This is a genomic window from Thioalkalivibrio paradoxus ARh 1 (assembly GCF_000227685.2).
GTDB classification, from domain to species: domain Bacteria; phylum Pseudomonadota; class Gammaproteobacteria; order Ectothiorhodospirales; family Ectothiorhodospiraceae; genus Thioalkalivibrio; species Thioalkalivibrio paradoxus.
In genome coordinates this window covers 235501-261443 of record NZ_CP007029.1, presented here as the reverse complement: position 1 = coordinate 261443, position 25943 = coordinate 235501, and the positions used below count along the sequence as shown (strand labels likewise).

Genomic DNA, 25943 nt, shown 5'->3' with positions numbered 1-25943 from the left:
CCGTTTCCGGACGCTCGTGCCGCCGCGCCGGCAACGGGGGGGGCTGAAAGGACTTGCCGGTCTGCCGCCCGAGCAACCGCGTGGCCGCTATGCCCGCGTGCCTCACCCCTGGCCGAGAAGCTCCTGGATCACCCAGCCGGCGGCAGTCAGCCCGAACAGCGCCGGCAGGTGGGCGATTGTCCCGTTCACCGAACGCGCCCGCCCAGGCACCGGACCGTCGATAGGCCGATGCTCGGTCCCCTTGCGCGGCTCTTCCAGCGAATACACCACCGGGTAGTCGAGCCGGGCCTCCAACCGCCTCAGGCGCTTGCGCATCTGGCGAGCGAGCGGACAGGTCCGCGTGTCGGCCAGCGGCCCGACCCGGATCGCCGTGGGATCCAGGCGTCCGCCCGCCCCCATGCTCGAGATCACCCGTTGGCCCCGGGACTGGCACGCGGCGACCAGCGCCGCCTTGCAGGCGATGGAATCGATGCAGTCGATCACATAGTCCGCTTCGGCGGGCACGTGCTCGAGGACGCCGTCCGGGCGCAGGAAAACGGTCGAGGCGCGGACCTCGATTCCGGGATCGATGTCCGCGATCCGCGCGCTCATCACCTCGACCTTGGGGCGGTGCAGCGTAGAGCGCAGCGCCACCAGCTGCCGGTTGAGATTCGAAGGGGAGACCGCATCGTGGTCGAGCAGCGTGATCCGGCCGACGCCGGCCCGGGCGACGGCCTCCGCGGCGTAGCTGCCGACCCCGCCCAGCCCCGCAATGAACACGTGGCTGCGCCGCAGCGCCGCCAGCCCGCCCGCACCCACCAGAAGGCGCGTGCGTTCGGCGTAGGCGTCCTCCGGCCCGTTCACGCCGAAGCCACGGCCGATTCGGGAAGACGCAGGATGCGCCGCGCATTGGCACTGCTCAGGCGGGCGATCTCGTCGACCGGCGCATCGCGCAATGCGGCGATGCAGGCCGCGATCTCCGAGAGGAAAGCGGGTTCGTTGCGTTCGCCACGATGGCTCACCGAGGGCTGGTCGGGAGAGTCGGTCTCGAGCACCAGCGCGGTACCGGGCAACTGCGCGACCAGCCGCCGCAACCGCTGGGCGCGGGGATAGGTGACCGGGCCGCCGAACCCGAGACAGAAGCCCTGGCCGAGTGCCTGCTCGGCCTGCTGCTGGCTGCCCGAAAAACTGTGAATGATTCCGGACACGCCCGGCCGGGCGCGCAGCGCTTTCAACACCGAATCGAGCGCACGCCGTGCGTGAATGATCACCGGCAGCCCGTGGTTCAGGGCCACATCGAGCTGCGCATGGAACAGATCCCGCTGCCGATCCCAAGCCAGCCCGGCGGCGATGTCGGGCACGAAGGCATCGAGCCCGATCTCGCCGACAGCCACCGCCGGATGCTCATCCAGCCAGCGATCGAGCGCCTCGACATCGTGATCGGCATGCGTCGCGACGAACACCGGGTGCAACCCATAGGCGGGGTACAGGTCGGCGTGGGCAGCGGCCAGCCTGGCCAGACCGGGCCAGTGGCCGCGGGCAATCGCCGGCAGCACCTGGGCCGTGACACCCGCGGCCCGCGCGCGTGCCAGTGTCGCGTCGCGATCGGCGTCGAATGCCTCGACATCGAGATGGACGTGGGTGTCGATCAGATGCGGCAAGACCCGGTTCATCCGGAAATTCTACCGCGCGCGGGAGCCAACGGTCAGACCCGGCGGTCAGACCCCGCGGATCCCGCGCCTTGGGGACGGGACCCGCGGGGCATCAGGAGGGACTCAGCGCTGGCTCGAGCCCTGCCCAGTGGGCATCACGTCCCAGCGCGCTTCGGTCGCCGGAACCCGGAGCAGCCACATCTGGTACAGCGACGTGAAGATCATCACGGTCGATGCCACCGAGTAGCCGAATCCGCCGAACATCACGAGCCATCCGAAGCCCGGCTGCCACTTGGTGAGCCACCAGGCGGCCACGTCCAGGATCAGGAACGCGAACGGCGCGGCGATCAGCAGCGACTTGAAGATCGGATCGAAGCCCCGTGCAAACGCGAAGATCAGCCCGACGCCGAAAAACAGCATCGTGATGCCGAAGAGGTGGATATGCGAAACGCGCGTCAGACTGGCAATCGAGGGGCCGGTGTCGATGTCGGCGCGTTCCTGGAGATTCGCAAGGCGGTTGAAATCCGCAAGCCCTGGCGTGGTGGAGTGGCACGCGACGCAGTGCTGCTGCACGATCGGCTGGATCGTCGGCTCCCAGTCGCTGGCCGGCGCACCCCGGCGGGCCCAGTCGATCAGTGTCCTGCGCTCTTCGTCGGGAGCATACCCTTGCATCGAACCGTTCAGCGCCGACTCGAGGCGGGTGTTGGTACGGTTTCCGTGGTAGCTGTACACGATGTCGTCGATCGACAACCCGGGCTTCCCGTCGGCCATCCCGTGGGTGAGCATGATCTGCGCGCCCGCGATCAACAGCCCCACGCCGACGGCGAGCAGGTATCCAGTAAACAGTACCCGGACCGGGAGCGGTAGCCGGGGCAGATCGGGAACCGGGATGGTGTTCATGAAGCGTCCTTTTCCGTATGAGTAACGGGGCTATTGTATAAGCACTCCGCTATATTCGGAGACGCAAATTTTCAGCTGAACGGACGCGATTTCCCTCAATTCATACGGTATCTTTCGTGAACATCCCAACCCACGGTCGGACCAAGCGCCGCCCCGGCCCGCAGGATCAGTTGTCTTTCGCTCCCTGCTCGACCCAGTTGCGCAATACCGCGATCTCCGATGCGGGCAGCGGGTTGCGCTGGTGCGGCATCGAAATCGACGGATCGGCACGGCCCTCGACCAGCTGGTTGAGAACACTGATCAGCGGTTCGCCCGGCTTGACCACCGGTCCGTAGCGCGTCCCCTGCATCAGGCTCTCGTAGCTCCCCAACTCAAGACCGCTTTCCTCGTAGCCGCGCTCCCCCGGGGTGTGACATTCCATGCAGCGCTTGTCGAGAATCGGCTGCACCTGCGCACTGTAGCTGACCACCGGGTCGCTGCAGCCGACCATCGTCGCGCCCGCCAGCGTCAGGCCGGCGGCCGCCAAGCCGAGGCGCATCGCACTGCGCATCGAGTTCCGTGTGTTGCTTGCCATGGAATTGCCTCTCTCCGATACGGGGATCCGACGACGGCCCCATGCCGCTGTCGGACGCAAAATATTAGCCGCGACTAATGGAATCGGCAAGCAACGAGAGAGGAAGGCACGGCCACCCGGCGCCGCTTATGCCAGCGCGATCGACTCTGACGCCCCGCCCGTCCAGCAATTCGGGAACACGTACCGGGGTGATCGTCAGGGGCAGGGATAGGTGAACCGGCGATGGATCTCGTCGATTCCCGCAAGCGCTGCATCGTCCAGGTTCACGTCGACGCTCGCAATGTTTTCGGCCAACTGTGTCAGGCTCGTGGCCCCGACCAGGGTGCTGGTCACGAAGGGCTGGCGGTTGACGAAGGCCAGCGCCATTTGTGCGGGCGTCAGCCCATGCGCACGCGCCAGCGCCGCGTACTCCTCGGTGGCGGCAATGCCCTGCGGATTGCTGTAACGCGAGAAACGTTCGAACCGGGTCAGACGCGCGTTCGCCGGCCGCGTCGAACCGAGGTATTTGCCGGTCAGCGTGCCGAAAGCCAGCGGCGAGTAGGCAAGCAGACCGACCCGTTCCCGGAGCGCCATCTCGGCCAGCCCGACCTCGAAGCTTCGATTCAATAGGTTGTAGGGGTTCTGGATACTGGCCACCCGGGGCGCGATGCCCCGCTCGGACGCGCGCAGCCATTCCATCAGTCCCCAGGGCGTCTCGTTGGAGATACCGATCGCCCGCACGAGGCCGCGCCGGACCAGATCGTCCAGAGCGGCCGCCGTCTCGGCGATTCCGGTTACGGCTTCTTCGGGCCGGTGCCGATATCCCAGTTGGCCGAAGAAATTGGTGCTGCGCGCGGGCCAGTGCACCTGGTAGAGATCCACGTAGTCGGTCTGCAGGCGTTCCAGGCTGTCGGTCAGCGCGCGCTCGATCTGCTCGCGCACCAATTGCGGGCCACCGCGCAGCCAGGGGGTGTCCGCAGGCCCGGCGACCTTGGTCGCCAGCACCACCCGGTCACGGCAGCCGCGGGCCTGCAGCCAGCGACCGATGTACGCCTCGGTGCGGCCCTGGGTCTCGGCGCGCGGCGGCACCGGGTACATCTCGGCCGTATCGATCAGGGTCACCCCCTGCTCCAGCGCATAGTCGAGTTGCTCGAAGGCCTCGGACTCGGTGTTCTGTTCGCCCCAGGTCATCGTGCCCAGCCCGATCAGACTGACTTCGATTCCGGTATGTCCGAGCATGCGATATTGCATTGCGGATCCCTCGACAGCAGGTTCAGGTGAACAGGGTCAACACCCCGGTGTAGCCGTACAGGCGATTGGCGAATATTTCGCCGTTGGCAAAGAAACCGACCAGCGGCACGTCGCCCAGCGCGTCCTGAACGATCGCCAGTTCCGCGCCCTCGTCGCCGAACTGGTAACGGCCGCGGCCAAGGCAGCTCACGTAGAGGCCGCCGCGGATTCCACCGCCGGCCTGCGCGCGTATCTCCGCCAGCATCCGCTCGAGATCCTCGCGGGCCGCAAGCCCGTCACGGCGCACGAACAGGATATCCTCGCCCTGGCTGAGCATCTCGCCGACCGCGAGCAGATCGCGGTCGAGATCGATGCCGATGATGTTGCGCACCCGGTAGTCGCCGGTATCCGAACCGCTGATCGGCAGGCCGATGTGGATGTAGCCCAGCGCCCGCCGCAAATCCCGCGACAACACGTCTCCGATCACTTCGCGGAACACGGGAAGTGCCGGGCGATCATCGAGTTTCACGATGATATTGCGCCAGCACTCGCTCAGCCGGTGCCGCCCTGGCAGCGGGGTACAGCCCTGAGTGTGTCGAGCCACCAGCGGAACCGATTCGCGCAGCGCCAGCCCGGATATCCCGCCGCTGACGACCTCGCCGGCAAACTGCACCACGTCGCCCTGCCCTGACCCCACGCCGCCCGTGCAGAACCAGTCGGTCTCCCGGTCGATTCGGGCGAGCAGTTCCTCGAGGCCTGCAAACCCCGGGTCGGCATGCAGGATCAAGCGGCCGGGTTCGTCCGGTTCCAGAAACCCTTGCAAACACTCGCGCAGAGCCTCCAAGGATTGCACGCCAGAGCCGATCACGCGCACGCCGTCCGGCGGCAGCTCCGCTACCATCGCCACTGCCGTGGGGCTCTCGTAGTATTCGCGCCGGTTAGCGATCAGCGCGACCCCCGCGGCACCGACCCAGGACTGCACAGCGGTCGCATCGCGCAGCGCCGCCAGCAGCTCGACCCCGTGGCGCGCCATCGAGTCCGACAGATAGAGCAGCCCGATTCGGGCTCGGGCACCGGGCGCCGGCAACGCCAGCGCGTCGGTCAGGGTTCGGGCCAACTCGGCGGGTTCGCTCGCGGTCGCCGCAGCGACCCGAAAGGGGGAAGCTTCGATCATCCGGTCGGGTGCTCCAGCAGGGCCAGCGCCTCGTTGTCGTGCACGGCGACACCAGGATGCACGATCAACGCGGGCCCGGCGACACGCGCACGCGCCCGCTCAAGCATCCGGACCGACCGGTCATGAAACCATCGGAACAAAGGGGAACCTCCGGTGACGGCTGGCCCTGGATCCTAGACGAGCGTACGCGCCGCCGAAAAAAAGCCCCGCATCGGCGGGGCTTCGGTGCGATCAGCCGCGGCGATCTAGGATGTCGTGGATGATCGGGGCCAGGATGATTTCCATCGCCAGGCCCATCTTGCCGCCGGGCACGACCAGCGTGTTCGGGCGCGACATGAACGAGTCGTGCACCATGTTCAGCAGGTAGGGGAAATCGGTTCCGAATTTCTTCGGATCCCGGAACCGGATCACCACCAGGCTTTCGTCCGGCGTGGGAATGTCGCGGGCAATGAACGGGTTCGAGGTATCCACCGTCGGCACGCGCTGGAAATTGATGTCGGTGCGCGAGAACTGCGGGGTGATGTAGTTCACGTAGTCGGGCATCCGGCGCAGGATCGTGTCGACGATCGCCTCCGCGCTGTAGCCGCGCTCGGCGTTGTCGCGGAAGATCTTCTGGATCCATTCCAGGTTCACGATCGGCACCACGCCGATCCCGAGATCGACGTGGCGGGAAATATCCACCTCGCCGTCAGCCGCCAGCCCGTGCAGTCCCTCGTAGAACATCAGGTCGGTGCCCGGCTCGATCTCCTCCCACGGGGTGAACTGGCCGGGACCCAGATCGGTGCCGAGGCGCTGATTGTGATGGGCCGCCTCGTCGTCGGAGTGCAGGTAGTAGCGCTTCTGCCCCTGGCCGGTCTCGCCGTAGGTGCGGAACAGTTCCTCGATACGGGCGAACAGGTTCGCCTCCGGACCGAAATGCGAGAAGTGGCGGTTGCCGTCGGCCTCCGCGGCCTGCATCGCGGCCTTCATCTCCTGGCGGTCGTACCGGTGGAAGCTGTCGCCCTCGATCACGACCGGCCGGATGTGCTCGCGCTCGAAAATCTTTTCAAAGGAACGCTTCACGGTGGAGGTGCCGGCGCCCGAGGATCCGGTGACGGCGATGACGGGATGCTTCTGGGACATGAGTCTCTCCTCGATAGAGTGGTTGCAAAGAATACCTAGAAAACGATGTTGAGCATCACCAGCGCCACGACCATGAACAGCACGGTCATGATGCTGCCGGCCCGGAGGTAGTCCTTCACACGGTAACCGCCCGGGCCCATGATCAGCGCGTTTACCTGGTGCGTCGGAATCAGGAACGAGTTGGAGGTCGCGATCGCCACGGTCAGCGCGAACACGCGCGGATCGGCATCCATGCCCGCAGCCTGGGCGGCCATCGCGAAATTGATCGACAGCGGCACCAGCAGCACCGTCGCCCCGACATTCGACATCACCAGCGTGAAGAACGTCGCCAGCGCGAAGATCGTCGCCTGCAGCACCCAGGGCGAGACCTGCCCGAGCAGATCCAGCGTGTGCTGCGCGATCCACGCTGCGGTACCGGTGTTTTCGACCGCCGCACCCAGCGGGATCAGGCTGGCCAGCAGGAACACCGTCTTCCAGCTCACTGCGCGATACGCATCGTCCATGTCGATCACGCCGGTCAGGATCATGCCCAGCGCGCCGGTCAGCAGCGCCACCGACAGCGGCAGATCGGTGAACAGAATCATGCCCAGCGCGACCGCGAGAAAGAACAGCGCATACGGCACCTTGCTCGGGCGCAACCGCTCCCGGGGGTAGTCGCTGGTCACGATCACGAAGTCGCGGTTGCCCTCCAGGCGCGCCAGCGACTCCCAGTCGCAGTGCACCACCAGGGTGTCGGTGGCGCGCAGCGGCACGTCGCGCAGGCCTTCCCGGATCGGCTCTTCGCCACGCTGCAGGCGCAGCACCGAGAGCCCGTAGGTGCGGCGCATCGCGACATCGGTCACGGTCTTGCCGACCAGACTGGAACCCGGGGCGATGACCACCTCGGCGACCCCGGACTTGCCCGGGGCCATCGCATCCGCAAACACCTTCATCTCGCGCCGCGGGCGGATTCCGTTCGCATCGAGGAATCGGCCGAGCGCTTCCGGAGATCCGAGCACCGCCAGGTCCTGCCCCGCCTCGAGTTCGTACCCGCTCCACGGACCGATGCGCAGGTCGCCCTTCACGTGACTGCCGACGATCACGATACCGAACCGCTGCTCGATCTCGGCGACGGTCCACCCGATCAGCTCGCAGCCGCTGGCCACGTTGGCCTCGCGAATCTGGTAGTTCAGCCCATAGACCCGCTGAAAATACTCGGCCGTACTCTCGCCGCTGCCGCCCTTGGTATCCGCCGACGGCAACACGAAGCGCCCGAACAGCACGAAGTACACGATCGCCGACGCCAGCAGCGCCAGCCCGATCGGCGTCACGTCGAACAACTGGAAGGGCTCCATGCCATCCGGCAGCAGATCGTTCAGCAGAATCAGCGGGCTGGACCCGACCAGGGTGATCGTGCCGCCGACGATCGCGGCGAACCCCATCGGCATCAGCAAACGCGACAGCGGGATCCCCAGGCGGTTGGAAATCCGGCTCATCACCGGCATGAACAGGGCGGCTGCACCGACGTTCTGCATGAAACTCGAGATCACGCCCACGGTGCCGGATACGGTCGGAATGATCCGGCGCTCGGTCGTGCCGCCCACGCGCATGATGAACGCCGCGACCCGGTGCATCACCCCGGTCTTGTCCAGGCCGGCACCGATGATCATCACCGCGATGATCGAGATCACCGCGTTGGACGCGAACCCGGCGAACAGCTGATCGGCGTCGGTCAAGCCGCCGAGCCCGGGCACCAGACTCAGCAGGCCCAGCAAAACCATCACCGACACCGCGGCCACGTCCACCCGCACCACCTCGGACACGAACAGGAAGATCGTGAACGCAAGCAGCGCAAGCACCACGATCATGTCCGTGGTCAGGGTAAGATTCTCCATGATGTTTCCTGGCGTTCGGGAGGCCCGCGACCGCGCCCGGTGGCCTCGGGCAACGCGCCCACTGCGGCAGCGGAAACAGACAATTATTTCATTTGCGCGCGCGTGAAGCAAAGACAGCCCAGGCCGAACGGCCGCGAGCGGCGGACGCCATGCGCCCTCGCGACCCCGCTACCGGTGCCGATCCGGCGGGGCTCAGGTATTCTCGTGGCATCCCGTGGAGTGTCAGGAGTTGCGTGATGATGCAGGAACTCTCCCCCGTCGGCCGCTTTGAGACAATCGTGGTGGCCACCGATGGATCCGAATACAGTGCCGCCGCCGAAACGGCCGCGGTGGACATGGCCAAGCACTGCGACGCCCAACTCCTGGTGACCCGGGTCGTGCTGACGAACCCGGAATACGAGGCACTGGTGCCGGATCGCGTACAGCAGGCGGAGAGCGAGGCCCAGAAACAGATCGACGCGCTCGCCAGCAAGGCGCGGGCCGAGGGCGTACACACCGAGACGATTCTTCGGCACGGCGCCGATCCCTACCACGAAGTGGTGCGGGTCGCCGACGAGAAGCATGCCGACGTGATCGTAATCGGCCGGCGCGCGCGCAGCGACCTCGCCCGGCTGATGGTCGGCGACTCGACCGCCAAGGTCATCGGCCTGGCCTCGTGCAGCGTGCTGGTCGTGCCGCGCGGCACGCAGATGCCCGAGCAGGCCATTCTGGTCGCCACCGACGGTTCCCGACTCGGCGATGCCGCCGCCTACTCGGCGGTGCGTCTGTCCAGGCGCTGCAGCCTGCCGCTGACGGTGATCACGGTAACGCCGCCCGATGGCACGCAGGAACAGCGTGCCGAGGCGGATGCCGCGCTGGACCGGGTGCGCAAAGCGGCCGAGACCGAGGGCATCCGCATCGACGCCCGGCACGAGCAGGGGCGCCGGCCCGACGAGGTGATCACCGCCGCAGCGGCGCAATGCCAGGCGGATCTGATCGTGGTGGGAAGTCATGGCCGCACGGGGCTCTCCCGGCTCCTGATGGGCAGCGTTTCCGAACGCGTGATCGGCAATGCCCGCTCCCCGGTGCTGGTGGTCAAGGCCTCGACCTGAGACCTTGCGCAGTTCCGTCCCGCTGCGCCGGCATCAGCCGATGCGCCGGAACAGAAAGTCGTAGACCCGGTGGCCGAGACGCCGCCCGCGGCGCTCGAACCGGGTCTCGGGACGCCGCTCCGGCCGCGCAGGCAGCGGCTGCGGGCCTTCCGGCCGGAAGCAGTCGGCCGCAGCGCGCATCACCGCCTGCACGTGAGCCGCGTAATCGTCCCAGTCGGTCGCGATATGCAGCAGCCCACCGGGGCGCAGGCGAGAAGCAAGCAAGTGTACGAAAGGCGGCTGGATCAGCCGTCGCTTGTGGTGCCGCTTCTTGTGCCAGGGGTCCGGGAAGAAGACCTGAACCGCGTCCAGGCTCGCGCGGGGAATGCGGCGCTCGAGCACTTCGACTGCGTCCCGGTCGAAAATACGGAGGTTCTCCAGCCCTCGGCGCTCGATCTCGACCAGAAGATGCCCGATTCCCGGCCGGTGTACCTCGATACCGATGAAATTCTGCTCCGGCGCTCGCTGCGCCTGCTCGGCAAGGCTCTCTCCGTTGCCGAAACCGATTTCCAGCGTAACCGGAGCGCGACGCCCGAACAGGGCCGCAAGATCGAGCGGATCGTCGCCCGGCTCGACCCCGAAACGCGGCCAGAGGGTCGCAAGCGCACGGGCCTGACCGGCGGTCAGCCGGCCCTCCCGGCGCACGAAGCTGCGCACCCGCCGCCGCTCGGCGGCGGGCCGACCGGCGCCCGACTCGCTCATCGATTCAGGTGAAGAAGTAGCCGGTTTCCGGCGACGACGCACTGGCATGGCGCCGCGGCGCCATGCGCCCAGCCAGAAAGGCCTCGCGCCCGGCGATGATCGCGTGCTTCATCGCCCCCGCCATGCGGATCGGATCGCGAGCCGCCGCGATCGCAGTGTTCATCAACACGCCGTCGCAGCCCAGTTCCATCGCGATCGCCGCATCGGATGCAGTGCCCACGCCGGCATCGACCAGCACCGGAACCCCGGCCTGCTCGACGATTTCGCGAATGTTGTAGCGGTTCTGAATACCGAGACCCGATCCGATCGGAGCGGCCAATGGCATCACCGCCTTGCAGCCGACCTGTTCCAGGCGCCGGGCCAACAGCGGGTCGTCGGTGGTATAGACCATCACATCGAAACCCTCGGCGACCAGGATCTCCGCCGCCTTCAGCGTCTCGAAGCTGTCCGGATACAGCGTCTTCGGATCGCCCAGCACCTCGAGCTTGACCAGGCTGTGCCCGTCCAGCAGCTCGCGGGCCAGTCGGCAGGTGCGGATCGCATCGTCGGCCGTGTAGCAGCCGGCGGTATTCGGCAACAGCGTGTACCGGTCCGGCGGTATCACCTCGAGCAGATTCGGCTCGCCCGGCGTCTGGCCGATGTTGGTGCGGCGGATCGCGACGGTCACGATCTCGGCGCCGCTGGCCTCGATGGCCAGCCGGGTCTGCTCCAGATCGCGGTATTTGCCAGTCCCGACCAGCAAACGGGAAGCAAAGGTTCGATCGCCGACCCGGAACGTGTCGGCAACGTCGGTTGCAGCAATAGCGGTCATGCGGATGCCTGCGTTGATGGTTCTGGGCCAAGGCACGGCCCGGTGGTCACGGAACGGATCACCCGCCCCCGATAGCCTGCACGATCTCGACGCGGTCCCCCGGCGACAGCCGGAACGTGGCGTGCTCGCCCCGCGGGACCAGTTCCCCGTTCACCTCCACGGCCAAACGGCGCCCAGCGAGACCCAACTCGGACACCAGCTGACCGAGCGTGGCCGCATCGCGATCCGCCGACGCGAGCGTATGCGGTTCGCCGTTCAGGAGGATCTGCATGGTGCAACCCGTTTGCTCGTTGAGCGCGAGACATCGAGCGCATACAATAGCGGGCCGGCGCGGGTGTAGCTCAATGGTAGAGCCTCTGCTTCCCAAGCAGATGACGAGGGTTCGATTCCCTTCACCCGCTCCATCCCTTCGACCTTCGCGCACATGCGCAGAGTCTACCACCTGCTCCCTGTCGTCGCGACCGAGTCGCGCGCATGGCGTGCGCGCCGCAGGCCAGCCTGAATACGAACTAGACTTCGTCTAATAGGCTGGTATATGCTTGTGATATGAGCGTGTCACAGAACAACGGGGAGCGCCTGTCGCGAGAGCAGGCGGTCGAGTTGCTCGACCGTCACGGCATCTCCCCCACCGAGCAGCGAATCGAAATCGCCTCGCTGCTGTTTGCACGCCACCAGCACCTCAGTGCGGAGCAGATCCTCGCCCAACTCAGCCGGCAGGCCAGCCGCGTTTCCAAGGCTACCGTGTACAACACACTGAAGCTGTTCGCCGAAACGGGCCTGGTGCGCGAGGTGATCATCGAGCCCACCAAGCGCTTCTACGACTCCAACCTGAATCCGCACCACCATCTGTTTTTCACCGATTCCGGCCGGCTCGAGGACGTACCCCCGGCCCAGGTCGATATCGCCGGCCTGCCGACTCTGGCCAGCGGGGTCGAGGTCGTGGGCGTGGACGTGGTCATCCGGGTCGCTACCCGCAAGCCGTCCTGACCCGGAAACGTTGTTGTCCGGCCGCGCGCTCGGCTATCATGCGCATCGCGCCGACGTAGCTCAGCTGGTAGAGCAATCGATTCGTAATCGATAGGTCCGCAGTTCGATTCTGCGCGTCGGCACCAGACCTTTGGTCGGCGGCAACGCCTCCGATCACGACCGGGCGCATCGCGCCCTTACAGAGCCAGGGATCAACCCGCAGTTATCCCGGGTTGTTCGAGGGGGCTGCGAACATCCCCTCACCTTATCCTCGGATTCGCGTGCCCTCTAGGCGTAGGGCGGAAAAGGCCGAAGGCCGTCATCCGCCAGCCGGCGCTGGGGCGCCCCCGGGCTCTTGGGCGGCATGAACGCCGCGTGGCGGATGACGCTGCGCTATTCCGCCCTACGGGACCCCGGGGCGCGACGCGGGTTCTTTCACGACAAAGGCCTTGATCGCGGCCCGTGCCAGAAACGCGCTGCCCTGTCCGAAATAGCTGATGAACACACGACTCATGGCACGCGTGACCGCGACGTGGAACAGCGCACGCTCGGTGAGTTCACCGGCCCTGCGTTCGGTCGGATCCTCGGAGCTTTCGATGGCCTGCCGGAGCGGGATAACACCCTCATTCACGGCCGCCAGCATCACGTGGCGGAACTCCAGCCCCTTGATCCGGTGCATGGTTGCGAGTCGCACGCCCTCCTGCGCACGGTTGTCGGCCAGCTTGCGGCTCAGTCGAATGCAGCTGAAGCCGCGTGTCCTGAGCCCACTCTCGTAGCTCTCCACCAGTGCGTTGGTTCGGGCGACCACGCAGATGTCCTTCAGCTCCGCGCCTTCCTGTTGCAAATCCCTCACCTGCTCGGCGAGCCAGTCCAACTCCTCCTCCTGGCTGGCAAAGCCTCGGATGATCGGCGGCACCCCATGCACTAACGACCGGTAATCGCTGGTGGAATCCTCGCCTCCGTCGAGGTCATCGATAGGCTCTCCCTCCAGCACAGCGACCGCAAACCGCCGAGTTTCCTCGGTGGTGCGGTAATTGATTTTCAGCTTTCGACTGCGTCCGCGCACCTCGATTCCGCAAGCGCCGAGCGTGTAGCGTCGCCGGTAGATCCGCTGATGACCGTCACCGACGATGAAGATGTCGTTCGCCCCCGCCGGTACCAGGAGCCGAATCAGGTGCATCACCTGCGGCCCCATGTCCTGGGCCTCGTCGACGACCACGGCGTCATAGGGCTGGTAGGCCTTGCCGCTCGCCAGCAGGTCGGCCGCATCCTGGGTGGCATCCTCGCTGCATTTCAGGCCACGCTGATGCAGTTGGATCCGGAGCTCCTCGAACACGCTCCAGAGCGCGGCGCGCTGTGCACGGGTCAGCGGCACCCCGCGTCCGACGCGTCTCGCACGGAAATACTGGGCGCGATCCGTGATCCGCTGCGGCAAGATCACCCGATCCCACTCCTCGCGATAGAAGCTTTCAGGGAGCGGCGGATCAGCAGGGCGTGCATCCAGCGCGGCACGCCAGCAGGCCTCGTACTGCGCGTTGCCGTCGTAAACGATCTGATGCGGGTAGTTCTGTCGCTTCAGGAAGCGGCTCACCCACGCATCGATGTGGACAACCTCGATCCGCTCCAGCTCTTCCAGCGAGCAGATCTTGCGCAGGTTCTCGGCGATATCGGTGGCCAGGTTCGCGGTGAACGTGGTGAACAGCACCTTGCGGTCTGGAGCGCTCAGCGCGTGGCGCACGAGCCAGCGCGCGCGGTGCATCGCGACCACCGTCTTGCCTGTGCCCGCGCCGCCGAGCACCCGGATCGGACCGTTGACACGCCAATGCACGAGCCGACGCTGGGACGGGTGCAAGAAGACCCGCCACTTCTCCAGCGGCGCCACGAGCATCGCTTCGAGTTCCTGGTCGTTCTCGACCACGTGGAAGCTACGCCGGCTCTGCTCGCGCGTCAGTGCGGCCGCGAAGTCTTCCGTGTCCACCGCCTCCGCCTTGGCCGCGTATTCCTGGATGATCTCCTGCGGATCGCTGCCCGCCGCGATCAGATACAGCGCCTCGAAGGCTTCCTTCGGAAGCAGCGTCTCGAGGCGTTCGAGTTCCTCCTCGGTCTTCACTTCCTTCACCCGTGCCAGCCGATCGTGCGGCACCCCGATGCGCAGGAGTTCGCGCTCCCGCAGGCTGAACAGGGGCCGCTGCGCGACTTCGACCGCCGGGGCCCTCTCCGGGGTCAGGATCTCAGAGTCCGCTTCGAACAACTGGAGGCTTCCGGTTTCCGGGTGAACCCCGCAGGTGTGACGGCGCGCCCAGGCGTAGGCATCATCGTGCTTGTCCACCCACAGCAGCACGTACACATCGCCCTTCTCAGGGCTCAGTACAATCCCGCGGTAGTCCTGGTCGATGCGAACCGACCGGAAGTTCGCGTCCCGCGCGTCGTTGATCCTCTCGTAGTGGATGCCCGAACTGAACGGGTCGTTGCGGAACTTCGTAACGAAGTTCATCACCTTTTTCTGCTGGGCCTTCGGGATCGTCGCGTAGGCCTGCAGGAAATCCGTCGAGATGGCAACGGTGGGTCTCATTTCGCTCACATCGGTCTCCGGTCGATCATCGTGGCCGAATCGCAGGCGTGCCGGTCAGCGGTGTCGAATGGCGGATGACGGGCTGCGCCCTCTTCCGCCCTACAGGGGGGCGTGGCCGCGCCGGGGGCCGGCGGATGACGGGCTGCGCCCTGTTCCGGCCTTCGGTGGCGAGGGGGGTGGTGTAGGGCGGAAGAGCGAAGCGTCATCCGCCATGCGGAGTTTGTCAGGTTCACGGCGCCAGCCTACCCGTCAATTCGGCAATCGCCCGATCGTCCAGACCGTCCAGCACGGTCCAGCCCAGCCGCTCCAGGCCCACGCGCCCCGATTCGTCCACCTCCGCCACCACCGCAATCCGCTGGTCCCGCCACAGGAGTTCGATCTCGGGCAGCACCGCGCCCGCCTCGTCGACCAGCTCGATCCCGACTTCCGGTGGCGGCACCCCGGCATCGCGCAGCCCAAACACATGCTCTCCAAACAACGAATTCTGGGCGATCTCCTGCCATTGCAACGCGTCGCCGTCGTCGGCCGCGGGCTCCTCCCCGGACGGTTCTGCCATCCGAAACACCACGCCGTACAGCCCCTGCTGGATGCCCCGAGCAGAAGCGAGTGTCAGCCGCGGCAGGAACTGAAGCAGGTTGGCCGAACCCCAGAACGCGCCCCACCGGGTCTCGAAATCCTTGTCCTGCCGGGCTTGCTCATCGTCTATCCCGAGGTGCACTCGGATATCCGCTTGCAACCCCTGCAAATCGCCCCCGGCGGCCGCCTGCATCGCACTGCGTGGAAGGCAGACGCCGACATCGATCCCCGCCATCGGTGTGTCGTCACCGCCGGTTGCAGGCAGCAATCCACCCAGGATTCTCGGATCCTGCCGCGTGCCACTCCAACCGGCGTGCACCGCCTCCGGGAACCGCGACTGCACGTCCTCAAGCAAGGCATTCCGAAACGCGGGGTCCTGCACGCTGCGCGAATCCAGCCACCCCAAAGCCCGGGACAACGCGGCAAACCGCAGCCTGTCCAGGTTCTCCGTGCCGCCCGCCAAATAAGCCAACAACCAGCCAAATGGTCCCTTGTCGATGAAGCCGCCATAGGCCAGATAGGGATCCCAGCCACCGCTGGGCGCGAGTCGGGTGAACAGCGTCTGCATCGTCGCCTGCTGCCCCGTCTTCAACAGCTGCGCCGCCGGGTTGACCTGCTTCATGCCCGGCATCGGCAGCGTGTGCCAGCTCAGACTCCACACCCGGAAGCGGCCGCTGTCGAGCAAGGCCTGACGCTTCAGGGTGTCGTCGTCCGCCTTGTTCCAGTGATACTGGAACCCGTCCATGAAGACGGCCACCGGCAGCAGCCCCGGCGCCTCGCGCACCGGCCACAGCACGAAATCGGGCTTCGTCTTCACCGCAACGCCCTGCCCCGGCCCGAGCTGCACCTGCGGTTCCAGTTTCCAGGCCGCGGGGCGCTGCCCTACCCCTTGGGGGGCCACTGACAGGAAGAACCCCGACTTGCCGTGCACGAGTTGGGGCGAGAGCGTCACCCCGGGCGCGTTGGCCAACGCGTCCACGAAACGCTGCTCGAGCTCGCTTTCCAGCAGCGCATTGATGTCCACCGACGCCAACCCGTCGATCGGCTGGAGGGTGTCGGCGGCGGCCAGGATCTTGCCCAGGATCTCCTCCGCCGCCTTGCGCGAGATTTCGTCCATCCGGCGGCTCTCGCGGTAGGCGAGCAGGCAGCGGTAGCAGCCGTCGCGGGTTTCGTCTTCGCGGCACTCGCAGCGACTGACCACCTCAAAGGCCGCCCGCAGCAAGTTCATCAGGTTATCCGGCTGGCGCAGCAGCTCCTTCAGGTAGCCCGTACCGCCGGGCACGCTGTCGAACAGCACCAGAAAGTGCTTGCGGCTCTCGCCGCCGGCGGGCTCGGACTGGTGCGCCACCTGGATATGACCGACATCGCCGCGGAAGTAGCGGCGAAGTCCCAGGTTCAGCGCCGCGATCAGGGAGTGCAGCCGTGTTCCCGACGACCCCACCTCGGCCAGCGGCAACAGGATCCGCACCGTCTCGGACTCCAGCTCCCGAAACAGGTACAAGCTGTCGAAATAGTCGGCTTCGCTCTCCTCGGCACCCGGCTTGCGCAGCTTGCAGTCGTAGGCATGCTGGAAGGATGCGCGCTCGCGCCCGCCTTTGCGCCGCACCTTGCCGCAGTGCCGGCACAACTGGAACCCGGGCCGCGAGGCCAACTCGCCGGCCACCGCAAACTCGTGGGATTCCACGCCCGGCTGGCCGAAGTTCACCTCGCGTAGCTTCACCCGCGGCAAATATTCGAAACCGAACGGCAGTTCCTCCGATGCCAGCCGGTAGGCCTTGCCTACACTGGACAGGGGCACGTCCACCAGCATCTGGCGCTGAAAAAACGCCGGCGTGCGCTGATCACTGTCATCGCCGATGCGGCTGCCACGATCATCCGCGGTCGCGAACACCTGGCGCAATTTCAGCAGCGTGCGTTTGCGCCCCGCATCCGCCCACTGCGGACTCCCGCAGCGCGGACAGACCGTGTGCGCATCTCCGCTCTCGGTCACGTTCTCCATGTAGTGGCAGCGGTCACAGAGCCGCCACTCCTGGGCGCTGCTCACCGAGAGATCCACCTGGTCGATCTCCACCCGCCGGCCGACCGCGTAGAAGCGGTTCATCGGTGCCAGTTCGCTCAGTGCGGCCACCGCCGGGCGCTGCATTTCAAAGTTGATCCGCTCGTAGCGGCGTCCCGACTCACCTTCATCCCGCTCCGCCTGAGTCACGCGCCGCAGGATCACCGAGTGGATCGTGACCCCCTCTTCCGGGAACGCGTAGTTCGGCAACAGGCCCTCGTCGGTGAAGAAGTTCAGCGTGGGCTTGCCATTCATTCGCCGACGCAGCGCCATCAGCGCGCCGCGTTCGGCCAGCACCGCCTCGAGTTCCTCCCGGACCCGATCGTCCAGAGGCTGTGACTCCAGGCGTTCCTTCTGCTTCTTCAGACGATCGATCCGGGCCGTAAGACTCTTGCGCTCCTGCACCAGTTGGTGCAACCGGTTCACCAGCCGGACGGCCATCCCGGAGGTTCCCCCGCCGCCAAACAGGAAGGTGCCCAAGTGCTCGCGCGACTCGTCCGGAAGATCCGGGAAGAAACCGAGAAAGCTGCGCAGGATCTTGGCACGGTGGTGTTCGACGAACTCAAGCAGTGACAACGGGAAGCGACCGCCGGCCTCCGCTTCGACCCCGTTCAGGGTTTCCTGCAAGTTACCGGGAATCGCGGAATCGTCGATCCCGGATGCGGCCCAGCGATCGAAACAGTAGGCGATGAGCTGCCGCTCGAGGACCGCGGTCGCCTGGAGGAACACGCCCGGCGGACGCACCTCGCCCGCCAGCATCGCGAGCGGATCGGCGTAGAAATAGAGATCGTGCTTGTGTGCGTTCGCCAGGGTCACGGTCAGCGCATTGCCGTCCCGCCTTCCGGCGCGGCCGATCCGCTGGAGGTAGTTCGCCTGCCCCGGAGGCACGGAACACAGCAGCACCGCAGAAAGATCGCCGATATCGATCCCCATTTCGAGCGTCGGGGTGGCGGAGAGCAGGTTCACATCCCAGGGCGCGTCACCATCGATGAAGGAATGCTCCACCATGTGACGCGTCTCGCTGTCGAGCAGTGCTGTGTGCTCCGCGGCGACCAACCGGTGCAGCGCCCCGTTCGTGCCGTCGGAGGCTGGTAATGCGACTGCGGACGGCTGGTAGATGCCCGCGCAAGGGCTGCGCAGGCAGGGCGTCTCGGTCCAGTCGCTGAGCTCCTGTCGTGGCACCTGGATCTGATGACCGCAGCGTTCGCAGGTCAGCGCCGCCACCGCCGTCGTGCAGATCCAGCGCTCCGGGTCCAGACCCCAGACCGAGTCACCACCCACCTCCCGTTCGATCAGGAAACCATCCTGCGTGAGCTGTCCGAGCACCCGCTGGATCACCTGGCGGTATTCGGCAGAGGCCAGCACCGCATCGCCCACCGCGAGCGTCTTGTCGAACCAGTCCGCATAGCCCGAGCGCCCATCGGCCGCGAGTGCGGTGAACGACCGCCCCACCCGGTTCAACGTGACGAGCGCCGGCGGAGCGGCGGCGCCGCCGTAGTTCGGCATGTGCGGCGTGCGGTAGAGCGCGTAGGGCTTGCCGCGATCCTGGATGTAGCCATCCAGCATCGGGTGATAAAAGGCACCGCCCACCCGCATGCGCCAGAGAAACCCCAGCAGGTAGCGCAGCACGGCCGTCTCACCGATCCCGCGCAAGGAGCCGATCTCCTCCGAAAGCCGCTGGGCCAGGCGCGCTGCGGACTCCCGGAGCGCCCCCGGATCCGGCCCGACGGCCGCGACACGGGAACGTTCCAGCGTGCGCCCGATCCGGGCACGCAGGCCGAACGCCTGCAACACCTCCCAGGTCAGGCGCTGTTCCACCCACCCGGGAACGGCGCTGTGCGGCGGGAGCTGACCCTGGGTCTTCAGATATTCGTAGTCCCGAAGCCACTCCATGTTCGGTGCGATGAAGGTGCCGACGAAGCGCGCCTCACTACCGGTGCGGTTGCGCCAGTACCGCGGCATCTCGCTCGCGACCACCGAAAGCGGCAGGCCCTCCCCCTGTGCCGTCACGAAACGCGCGATCGCCCCTCGGATCAGGGTGCTGTAGGTTCTCGCACCGAAGAATCCTGCGCGGTGCGCGGCGTCCTGTACCGCGTCGGAGAATGCGATCAGCTTGCGGTGGTCGTTGTACGGGGTGGCGAACAAACGCCCGATCAGTACGCTCGCCAACGACGCCGCGCGTGAGCCGATCAAGCTCAGCCCCTCGTGCGCGCCGCAGAACGGGCAGTCGTGGTGGCTGCGCTGCACGTTCAGGTCGCCCCGCGCCTGCGTGCGGCGCATGTTCGGCTCCCAGACCGGCACGAGCGGGGCATCGCCCTTGCAGTGCGGGCACTGCGTCGCGCCGGCCCTGGGAAGCAGTTGCCCGCACTGCGGGCAGATTGCACCCTCGATGCCCTTCGGCTCGGCCGGCGGTGTCCCCTCCAGCGGGAACAGCAGGCACATCTCCGGGTGATTGCCGAAATAGGTCCGGTAGATCGCTTGCAGGTCGGTCTCGAGCCGCCCTTCGTCCGCCTTGCGCACCGATAGCCAGCCCGTCGCATGGCATTCGCGGCAATGCACCACCGGCAGGTGCAGGGGCGATGCGATGTCCGTCAGGTCATCGGCGAAACGGAGCATCGGGCGGAATCCGACGTTCGCGACCAACCGGCTCAGCTCGCGCAGCCAGAGCTGCAGGCGCAGGGTCACGAAGGGCTGGCCCGGATCGTCGGTGCTCGTCGCGTGGGGATCGTTCGGACGGCGAGCCCACGAAACCAGTGCCAGCAGGCTGTCGAGCATCTGCCGCGCCTGTTCCGGCTCGATCCGGAACCGCTGCGCCCAGTCGGCCACCACGGCATTCACATCCAGCAACCCCGGTGCGTGCTCCAGCAACTCGCGGAACGCGCGGCACTCGCGCAGCCGCTCGGCGAGCTGAAAGCGGGCCTGCATCGCCACCGCCGGGTCTCGTGCATCCAGCGCCGGGGCGTCACCCCCAAACCAGCGCATCGCCAGCTTGCGCAGGTTGTCGACCGCCGCCTCCTGCACCTCCCCATAGCCGCCACCGTACGTGCCGGTGGTGGGCCAGTTCGTGAAGCGCAGCTCGGCGCCTGCCAGGAACTCCTCCGGGGTTTCCCGATCCTCCATCACCACCGCATCGGCATCGAACGGGCTCGCGAACACCTGGGAGGCGTAGTCGATCAGTTCCTGGCCCGCCGACTCGCCACCCAGGGTCGCCGACGTCCCGACACAGGCAAGCCCTTCGCCCGGCAGCAGTCGATCGCGCAGGCGGCGGACCAGACAGGCGAGATCGGTACCCTGGGCACCGTCGAAGGTGTGCAGCTCGTCGACGACGAGATAGCGCAAGCGGCCCGGTTCGTTATGGCGCCACAGACGCTGGTCCCGCGGGCGCAGCAGCAGGAAATCCAGCATCTTGTAGTTGGTGAGCAGGATGTCCGGCGGGTATTCGCGCAAGGTCTCGCGGCAGGTGATCACGCTGTCGCGGCTCATCACCTTGTGCACCGAGGGTCCGCTGTCACCCACGTAGAGACCGACGCTGACCCGGCCGCGCAAGCTCTCCCGATCCCGGTGGATGTCGCGGGCAAAGCGCCGGGCCTGGTCGGCCGCCAATGCGTTCATCGGGTACACGATGACCGCCTTCACGCCCGGCTCCGGGCGGCCGGCGCAATAGTCGAGGATGGGCAGCGAGAAGCACTCGGTCTTGCCCGACCCGGTTCCGGTTGCGACCAGCGTGGAACGGGGGTTCGGGCCGCAGAGGCGCTGGAAGGCCCTGACCTGGTGGCGGTACGGGGTGAACGAAAGCTCGATCCGCTCGAACGGCAGCGTCGCGCCGGGCTCCATGCGCCGGAACGGCAATCCCAACCCGAGGTACGGGCCCTTGAAGATCGCCTCCGGCTCGGCGAGGAGATCGTCGAGTATGGTGCCGCCGTCGTCGCGGCGGAACCCCGGCGTCGTCATCGGGAAGCTTGCGTACAGAAAGCGCCGGATCGCCTCCTGCAACTCGCTCGCGACGATCGAGGGAATCATGCCGCCACATCCCGCCGCGCGTGGAAATGGCGGATGACGGCCTTCGGCCTCTTCCGCCCTACCGAAGACCGCCTAGACCGCGTAGGGCGGAAAAGCGCAGCGTCATCCGCCATGCACCGCCGGGCGAAGCCGTAAACCTCCGGCCAACCCGAAACTCCGAAACGGCGGATGACGGCCTTCGGCCTCTTCCGCCCTACCTCTTGCCCTACCTCTTGGCTCACGATGGCCATTCAAAGTGGCTCTGTTCCGCGGTTCAGGATATCCAGATAACCGCCGTACACGAACAACCGCCCGCGCTGCTTGCCCGTGATTTCCCGGACGATCCCGAGGTCTGCAAGATGCTGTATGGACTTCGCGATGGTCGGCGCGGAGAGGCCGAGCCTCTGTGCGGCGTCGGGGATTCCGACGAGCGGCTTCTGCTGAAGGAGTTGGTGCACACGGAGCGCGGATGCGGCCGGACGACCGAGGCCCTCGATCCGCTCGCGGTCGGCCTCGAACAGACCCAGAATCTCGCGCGCTGCCTCGGCCGCCTGCAGCGAGGTCTCCGCGATGCCGTCCAGGAAGAACTCGATCCAGGCCTCCCACGCGCCGCGTTCCCGAACCTGCTGGAGCAGATCGTAGTACTGCCTGCGATGCGCCTTGAAGTAGAGACTGAGGTACAGAACGGGTTCCTGCAGGATACCCTGCGCGCAAAGAAGCAAGGTGATCAGGAGCCTGCCGACGCGCCCGTTCCCGTCCAGAAACGGGTGTATGGTTTCGAACTGCACATGAACCAGACCAGCCTTGACCAGAGCCGGAATCTCCGGCGTGTCGGCATGAATGAAGGCTTCGAGGTCAGACATCAGGTCCAGCACACGGTCGGGTGGAGGCGGGACGAACAGCGCGTTTCCCGGCCGCGTACCGCCGATCCAGTTCTGCGAGCGGCGAAATTCGCCCGGCTGCTTCGTGCTGCCGCGCCCCCGGGCAAGCAGCGTCTCGTGGATTTCCCGGATCAGCCGCAGCGATACCGGAAACCCGTCTCGAATCCGTGCAAGACCATGGTCCATTGCCGCGACATAGTTCGAGACCTCCTGAACATCGTCCAGAGGAACGCCGGGGGCCTCTTCGCTCTCGAAGAACAGGAGATCCGAAAGAGACGATTGCGTCCCCTCGATCTGGGACGACAGAATCGCTTCCTTGCGGACATACATGTAGAGGAACAGCGGCGTGTCCGGCAGGATGGACGTGACCCCGTCGAGACGTCCGAGCGCGCGGTTGGCGTTTTCAAGCGGTCGATAGAGGCGATCCATCCGAATGGCTGGATCCGGCGGCAATGCAGGCGGCACAAAGGCCTCCACCCGCTCACCCGCGGTCGAGATCGTCACCCGTTGCCCGAGGCGGGACCGTTCTGGTGCTGAGATCATGGCCGGATAAAATTCCTTTTCCCGAGCATGCCCTAACGAACGGATAGGAGCAAATCCTTTCTCTAGATCGGCGCTAACGAAAGCTTCCTTCCGTAGGGCGGAAAAGGCCGAAGGCCGTCATCCGCCGACCGGCGGTGGGCGCGTCCCCGGCCGGGTGGCCGTTCGAACGCCGCAATGGCGGATAACGCTTCGCTCTTCCGCCCTACAAACTCTCGTCCGCCTTACGCTGTAGCTACCGGGCGGCTGAGCCAATGCTTGGGGCGATGTCCGTGCGGGCGAAATCGTCACCCTTGAACAGCAGCGGCTGGCCATTCGTGCGCGCCAGCGCATAGGCGAAACAGTCACCGTAATTCAGGCCGGCGGGGTGTCGCCCCTTGCCGTACTGGCTGAAGGCACGACGCGCCTCCTTGGCCTGCCGAAGATCCACGGGCACGCACTCGATCGCTGCGCGATCCAGGAATCGGTCGAACAGATGCAGCCCCGCCGTGCCGTAGCGCACCTCGATCACGATGGACGTCTCGACCCAGTTGGCCACCGAAAGCAAGCGCGACTCCGCAGCCTCGATGGCTTCGTTGAAAGCGTGCCGTTCCGGCTCGTCCTGGAGAATGGCAACCAGCGCCGAGGTATCGATGACCATCAGCGCGGGAGACCGTGCTCGTCGTAACCGAGGATCTCCTCCGCACTGCGGCGATCGCGAACCGGCAATGCCGCGCAGGCACGCGCGATCTCGTCCAGCTCATCCGCGAGCCGCGTTCCCCCGCGCTCACGGCGCACACGGTTCAGGCGATCCCGCATCGCTTGAATCACCGCCTCGGTCTTGGTTTCACCCGTGGCCTGGGCCAGCTCTGCTGCCAGCCGATCCGCTTCTGGATTTCGGATATTCAGCGCCATGTTTTCCCTACACGCGTGCAGACAGCTACACACTAAGTCGCGACAGCAATTGCCGTCAACCTGCGCGCCGGTCGGCGGCCCCCCGGCCGAATGGCCGTTCGAACGCCGCAATGGCGGATGACGCTGCGCTCTTCCGCCCTACCAGGGCCCGCGTAGGGCGGAAAAGGCCGAAGGCCGTCATCCGCCGACCCGCGACCGGACGTCGTCGCCACCTGCACAAACCCTGACCCGTTTCGAACACGCACCCTTTGGTGTCGCACGGCGGTATCTTGCTTTATCATGAAACGTCAAGACCCATCATGATGGAGATCGCCATGGCCACTCCCGTCCGAGAAAAGTTCTCGTCCCAAGCGGCACCCGAGGTGCTGGCTGCGCTGCGCCAGATCGCAGAAAGCCAGGGGCGCCAGTTCCAGGCCGTGCTCGATGAAGCCCTGCGCGAGTACATCGACCGGCAGCAGAAGGAACGCCCGCGCCGCCACGTGATGGCCTCGTTTGCCTCCAGCCTCGAGGAGTTCGACAGCCTCTACCGTGAATTGGCGAAGTAGGCCGTGCCGCGCGACTACCCGACAGTGGCCGACATGCTCGGCATGCACACGGTGTTGATTCGGCGCTACGGTGGCGCGCTCGGCGTGCGTGACCCCGGCGCCCTGGAGGCTGCCCTGTTTCGACCACACACTGGCTACTACGAAGACATCGTGGCTGAAGCGGCTGCGCTGATCGAGAGCCTGGCCATCAACCATCCCTTCGTGGATGGCAACAAGCGCATCGCCTTTGCCGCTGCAGACGTGTTCTTTCGCATCAACGGCTGGCGCTTGCAGCGTGGCCCGCTGCAGATCTACTCGGAGATGATGCAAATGTTCGAGTCGGGGACATTCGACATCGCCCACCTCGACCCATGGCTGCGGGCGTTTGCCCGGGCCGAAGAGCAATGACGTGACCAACGAAGTGGGGGCTTATGGTAGTCCCCGCCTATCGAACAGCACTCGCGCCGCCCGGATTCGCCGCAGGTAGGCCACATTGCGGGAAACACAACGCTCGGTCAGGAACTCGGGGGTCAACAAACTGGGTGTCTACTTCTTTGTTGTTGTATGACCCCTCCGCGGTGATCGTCAACAAAGTGGGGCTCTCATAGTGTGCCGCCTTGTTATGCGCTGAATTATAATTCGTTTTCTTCAATTTCAGCAACCTTCATCAAGTGCCTTTGCAGACCGATTTTCAACAGTGCATTGCCATGCACTGGGACTGAAACGCGCGCGCTCTCACCCGCTTTTCCGTAGATATGATGACTTCCATTGATGCGCCTCAATTTCCAGCCTTTCGTTTCGAGGACTTTACAGAAACTCTTGCCGCTGACAGGTTTCAAACGGCAATCTCCATTACCTTGTCTTTTTCTGAAATCGGGATATCCTGAATATCTATGGACAAACACCCCTCCACTGCTTCGTAAATATTGCTCAGCAGTTCGTCGAAGGTCTCTCCCTGAGTTGCACAACCAGGAATAGAAGGGACTTCTGCCCAGTAACCGCCTTCTTCTGCCTCGTGCACTACAACTTTTAGCTTCATTACACTTCCTCTCTATTGAGCACATAACATATTAGCGTTTATCCGCCGTGCACAGCATGGCGGATAAACGTCTGCTGGACGAAACCGTCCCGAGGCTGGCACCCACGTTCATAGAAATGGGATTGCTTTCAGGACGGGCCAGGAAGGCCGGGGGATGCACCCCGGGCTCGGGCGCTGTAGCAGTCGTGGCGGCGGTCTCGGGCCATGCTAGCGCTCCCTGTCGTGGTTATTTGCTTCAACGTTAGCCGCATCTTGCCGGCAAATCCAGTCGCGAGGGTCAATAAGGTGGGGGTCTTAATGTGTCCAGACGCGCCCAAGCCAGCCCGTTTGGATTCATAGTAAGCAACGGTTTCCAGATGCTCCGCCTCTGCCGCCGGATGAAAGAAATACGTCATCTCAGCAGGGCTTGCGCCCTCTTTCGCACTTCATCGGCTGGAATCGGCTCCACAGTGCCCTCATCAATCTCTATGGCGCGGCGATGTGCCTCCACCAACCAGTCTGCTTCAATTTCCTCCGCCCCTGGCACGTCAAGACTCAGCAGCAGTTTCTGCGCCAACTCCGCTCGTTCTTCCGCAGACAGGTGAAGGGCCTCTTGCTCGATTTCCTTCAGATTCATGTTGCTCTCCTACGCAAGCGCCTCACGCCCCAACGCACAACCACGTTTCGTCGGCATTACGGGGACCCCGCCAATCTAATGCGAAGACCTACGGAACGATCCTACACCACTGACCCCCGCGCCAAGAACTTGTAGGGCGGAAAAGGCCGAAGG

The 25943-nt window shown here is 65.6% G+C and carries 24 protein-coding genes, 2 tRNA genes and 1 pseudogene; 6 read left to right on the top strand and 21 right to left on the bottom strand.

The window, feature by feature from the left end; translation table 11 throughout:
• Positions 1-102 precede the first annotated feature (102 nt).
• The 9 genes from THITH_RS01210 to THITH_RS01175 all read right to left on the bottom strand — a co-directional run bounded on the left by THITH_RS01210 (position 103) and on the right by THITH_RS01175 (position 8484).
• Positions 103-843: a tRNA threonylcarbamoyladenosine dehydratase gene (locus THITH_RS01210; protein WP_006746345.1), complete on the bottom strand. Its 741-nt coding sequence runs from the start codon at positions 841-843 to the stop codon at positions 103-105.
• A complete protein-coding gene (locus tag THITH_RS01205; protein WP_006746346.1) occupies positions 840-1652 on the bottom strand; it encodes a TatD family hydrolase in 813 nt (270 codons plus the stop codon). The genes THITH_RS01210 and THITH_RS01205 overlap by 4 nt, the downstream gene beginning before the upstream one ends.
• Before the next feature lie 102 nt (positions 1653-1754).
• Entirely contained in the window at positions 1755-2531 is a 777-nt protein-coding gene (locus THITH_RS01200) for a hypothetical protein (RefSeq protein ID WP_006746347.1), read from the bottom strand.
• 166 nt (positions 2532-2697) lie between these two features.
• A complete protein-coding gene (locus tag THITH_RS01195; RefSeq protein WP_006746348.1) occupies positions 2698-3105 on the bottom strand; it encodes a c-type cytochrome domain-containing protein in 408 nt (135 codons plus the stop codon).
• A gap of 195 nt (positions 3106-3300) precedes the next feature.
• Positions 3301-4335, bottom strand: a complete 1035-nt coding sequence (locus tag THITH_RS01190; RefSeq protein ID WP_006746349.1) for an NADP(H)-dependent aldo-keto reductase — start codon at positions 4333-4335, stop codon at positions 3301-3303.
• A gap of 22 nt (positions 4336-4357) precedes the next feature.
• Complete coding sequence (locus THITH_RS01185; RefSeq protein WP_006746350.1) at positions 4358-5488, bottom strand: FIST signal transduction protein; 1131 nt, start codon at positions 5486-5488, stop codon at positions 4358-4360.
• On the bottom strand, positions 5485-5628 hold the full coding sequence (locus THITH_RS18380) for a hypothetical protein (RefSeq protein ID WP_156925470.1): 144 nt from the start codon (positions 5626-5628) through the stop codon (positions 5485-5487). Before THITH_RS18380 ends, THITH_RS01185 begins: the two co-directional genes overlap by 4 nt.
• Before the next feature lie 91 nt (positions 5629-5719).
• Positions 5720-6610 (bottom strand): phosphoribulokinase, encoded by an 891-nt coding sequence (locus tag THITH_RS01180; protein WP_006746351.1) that lies wholly within the window; start codon positions 6608-6610, stop codon positions 5720-5722.
• 35 nt (positions 6611-6645) lie between these two features.
• Complete coding sequence (locus THITH_RS01175; protein WP_006746352.1) at positions 6646-8484, bottom strand: SLC13 family permease; 1839 nt, start codon at positions 8482-8484, stop codon at positions 6646-6648.
• Positions 8485-8720: 236 nt separating this feature from the next.
• Between THITH_RS01175 and THITH_RS01170 the strand changes: the two genes are divergently transcribed.
• Positions 8721-9575: a universal stress protein gene (locus THITH_RS01170; protein WP_006746353.1), complete on the top strand. Its 855-nt coding sequence runs from the start codon at positions 8721-8723 to the stop codon at positions 9573-9575.
• A 33-nt stretch (positions 9576-9608) separates the two neighbouring features.
• Here the strand turns inward: THITH_RS01170 and trmB are convergent, their stop codons facing one another.
• Genes trmB through thiS form a run of 3 tightly spaced genes read right to left on the bottom strand, consistent with a single transcriptional unit; the run spans position 9609 to position 11398 of the window.
• Positions 9609-10316, bottom strand: a complete 708-nt coding sequence (trmB, locus tag THITH_RS01165) for a tRNA (guanosine(46)-N7)-methyltransferase TrmB (RefSeq protein ID WP_006746354.1) — start codon at positions 10314-10316, stop codon at positions 9609-9611.
• 4 nt (positions 10317-10320) lie between these two features.
• Positions 10321-11127: a thiazole synthase gene (locus tag THITH_RS01160; RefSeq protein ID WP_006746355.1), complete on the bottom strand. Its 807-nt coding sequence runs from the start codon at positions 11125-11127 to the stop codon at positions 10321-10323.
• Positions 11128-11185: 58 nt separating this feature from the next.
• On the bottom strand, positions 11186-11398 hold the full coding sequence (gene thiS / locus THITH_RS01155) for a sulfur carrier protein ThiS (protein ID WP_006746356.1): 213 nt from the start codon (positions 11396-11398) through the stop codon (positions 11186-11188).
• A gap of 59 nt (positions 11399-11457) precedes the next feature.
• On the opposite strand from thiS, the gene THITH_RS01150 reads away from it, so the two are divergent.
• From THITH_RS01150 to THITH_RS01140, 3 genes are all read left to right on the top strand, one after another.
• Positions 11458-11531: transfer RNA gene (locus THITH_RS01150), tRNA-Gly, on the top strand.
• 142 nt (positions 11532-11673) lie between these two features.
• On the top strand, positions 11674-12114 hold the full coding sequence (locus tag THITH_RS01145) for a Fur family transcriptional regulator (RefSeq protein WP_006746357.1): 441 nt from the start codon (positions 11674-11676) through the stop codon (positions 12112-12114).
• Positions 12115-12163: 49 nt separating this feature from the next.
• Positions 12164-12239, top strand: a tRNA-Thr gene (locus THITH_RS01140).
• Between the two features lie 257 nt (positions 12240-12496).
• On the opposite strand, the gene THITH_RS01135 is transcribed toward THITH_RS01140, so the two are convergent.
• The 6 genes and pseudogenes from THITH_RS01135 to THITH_RS01110 all read right to left on the bottom strand — a co-directional run bounded on the left by THITH_RS01135 (position 12497) and on the right by THITH_RS01110 (position 23611).
• Entirely contained in the window at positions 12497-14665 is a 2169-nt protein-coding gene (locus tag THITH_RS01135; RefSeq protein WP_232222318.1) for a 3'-5' exonuclease, read from the bottom strand.
• A gap of 229 nt (positions 14666-14894) precedes the next feature.
• Entirely contained in the window at positions 14895-21317 is a 6423-nt protein-coding gene (locus tag THITH_RS01130; RefSeq protein WP_006746359.1) for a DEAD/DEAH box helicase, read from the bottom strand.
• Between the two features lie 230 nt (positions 21318-21547).
• Positions 21548-22720, bottom strand: a complete 1173-nt coding sequence (locus THITH_RS01120; RefSeq protein ID WP_006746360.1) for a Fic family protein — start codon at positions 22718-22720, stop codon at positions 21548-21550.
• Positions 22721-22782: 62 nt separating this feature from the next.
• A pseudogene (locus tag THITH_RS18870) lies at positions 22783-22972 on the bottom strand (hypothetical protein).
• A complete protein-coding gene (locus THITH_RS01115; RefSeq protein ID WP_006746361.1) occupies positions 22953-23357 on the bottom strand; it encodes a type II toxin-antitoxin system VapC family toxin in 405 nt (134 codons plus the stop codon). Before THITH_RS01115 ends, THITH_RS18870 begins: the two are co-directional and overlap by 20 nt.
• A complete protein-coding gene (locus THITH_RS01110) occupies positions 23357-23611 on the bottom strand; it encodes a type II toxin-antitoxin system VapB family antitoxin (protein ID WP_006746362.1) in 255 nt (84 codons plus the stop codon). Before THITH_RS01110 ends, THITH_RS01115 begins: the two co-directional genes overlap by 1 nt.
• A 314-nt stretch (positions 23612-23925) precedes the next feature.
• Between THITH_RS01110 and THITH_RS01105 the strand changes: the two genes are divergently transcribed.
• Together THITH_RS01105 and THITH_RS01100 are read left to right on the top strand one after the other, a co-directional pair.
• Positions 23926-24156 carry a hypothetical protein gene (locus tag THITH_RS01105; protein ID WP_006746363.1) on the top strand — a complete coding sequence of 77 codons (231 nt, stop codon included), beginning with the start codon at positions 23926-23928 and terminating at the stop codon, positions 24154-24156.
• Positions 24157-24159: 3 nt separating this feature from the next.
• The gene (locus tag THITH_RS01100) at positions 24160-24543 is read left to right on the top strand and encodes a type II toxin-antitoxin system death-on-curing family toxin (protein ID WP_006746364.1); all 384 of its coding nucleotides are present in this window, start codon (positions 24160-24162) and stop codon (positions 24541-24543) included.
• Between the two features lie 224 nt (positions 24544-24767).
• Here THITH_RS01100 and THITH_RS17320 read toward each other — a convergent pair whose 3' ends face one another.
• The 3 genes from THITH_RS17320 to THITH_RS01095 all read right to left on the bottom strand — a co-directional run bounded on the left by THITH_RS17320 (position 24768) and on the right by THITH_RS01095 (position 25790).
• A complete protein-coding gene (locus THITH_RS17320; RefSeq protein ID WP_084222591.1) occupies positions 24768-24974 on the bottom strand; it encodes a type II toxin-antitoxin system HicA family toxin in 207 nt (68 codons plus the stop codon).
• Positions 24971-25174 carry a type II toxin-antitoxin system HicB family antitoxin gene (locus tag THITH_RS17315; RefSeq protein WP_006746365.1) on the bottom strand — a complete coding sequence of 68 codons (204 nt, stop codon included), beginning with the start codon at positions 25172-25174 and terminating at the stop codon, positions 24971-24973. Before THITH_RS17315 ends, THITH_RS17320 begins: the two co-directional genes overlap by 4 nt.
• A gap of 391 nt (positions 25175-25565) precedes the next feature.
• A complete protein-coding gene (locus THITH_RS01095) occupies positions 25566-25790 on the bottom strand; it encodes an addiction module protein (RefSeq protein ID WP_006746366.1) in 225 nt (74 codons plus the stop codon).
• Positions 25791-25943: the final 153 nt, after the last annotated feature.